The organism is Luteibacter sp. P4_D7_3 (genome assembly GCF_056401735.1).
On record NZ_JBFUIT010000556.1, the window covers coordinates 1 to 1,371 of the forward strand.

The following is a 1,371-nucleotide window of genomic DNA, read 5'->3' on the forward strand; positions in this document are numbered from 1 at the left end:
GTCCACGTAATTCCGTGATGAACCAAAAAAAGGGCCCGGCATATGCCGGGCCCTTCGTTAAGCGAACGCGACGCTGTTACTTCTTGCGCGCGCGCTTTGCGACGGCAGCCTTCTTCACGGCGGCGGGCGCTTTCTTCACCGGTGCGGCCTTGCGTGCCGCAGCGACTTTCTTCGCCGGGGCTTTCTTTGCCGGAGCCTTTTTCGCAGAAGCCTTCTTCACCGCGACCTTGCGAGCCGGCGCGGCCTTCTTCGTGGCAGCGACGCGGACGGTCTTCTTGGCCACCGCGCGTTTGGCCGTCTTGCGGGCCGCTGGCTTCTTCTCGGCGGCTGACGAAGCGTCCGTCTTGGGCTTGGCCGTACGACGGGCATTGAGCTCCGCGGCGGAGTTCAGCGGCCGCCACGAGCGACCACCCAGTGCCAGCAGCGTGTCGGCCGAGGCCGGGCCCGCGCTGCCCGAGGCGTAGTTCGGGAAGTCGGCCGGCGTGCGCTGCGCCCAGTCGTCGAGGATCGGCTGCACGGCGCGCCAGCAGGCCTCGACCATGTCGGCGCGCTGGAACAGCGTGGCGTCACCGGTCATGCAATCGTAAAGCAGCGTTTCGTAGCCCACGTTCGGCTCGGCGCGGAACCAGTCGGCGTACTTGAAATCCATGCGAACCGGGGCGAGTTCGACCCGCGGGCCAGGACGCTTCACGTCGAACTGCAACGAGATGCCTTCGTCCGGCTGGATCTGCAGGACCAGCCAGTCCGGACCGAACGCGTCCATGCCGGTGCCACGGAACGGGGCGAACGGCGCCGACTTGAAGCGGATCGCGATTTCAGTCGTACGGCGACCCATGTGCTTACCGGTGCGCAGGTAGAACGGCACGCCCGACCAACGCCAGGTGTCGATCGACAGCTTCAACGCCACGAAGGTCTCGGTCACCGAATCCGGCGCGACGTTCGGCTCGTCGCGATACGACGTGGCCAGCTCATTGTTCACCGCGCCCGGACCGTACTGGCCGCGTACGGCATCTTCGGGCTGGATGGGGCGGATCGCCTCGATCGTCTCGGCTTTGCGCGTGCGCACGGCTTCGGCGTCGAACGAGGTCGGCGGCTCCATGGCGACCATAGCCAGCAGCTGGAAGAGATGGTTCGGCACCATGTCGCGCAGTGCGCCGGTCTGCTCGTAGAACGAGCCGCGACGTTCGACGCCGACGGTCTCGGCCACGGTGATCTGCACGTGGTCGATACGGTCTCGGTTCCAGATCGGCTCGAACAGGCCGTTCGCGAAACGGAAGGCCATGATGTTCTGCACCGTTTCCTTGCCGAGGAAGTGGTCGATGCGATAGATCTGGTCTTCGCGCAGCACTTTGAGGATGCGCTCGTTCAACG

The 1,371-nt window shown here is 65.5% G+C and carries 1 protein-coding gene; it reads right to left on the reverse strand.

Annotated elements, in window-relative coordinates; genetic code table 11:
- Positions 1-76: 76 nt before the first annotated feature.
- A partial coding sequence (gene zwf / locus AC1DSN_RS22675) for a glucose-6-phosphate dehydrogenase (RefSeq protein ID WP_477333092.1) occupies positions 77-1,371 on the reverse strand: 1,295 nt, incomplete at its 5' end.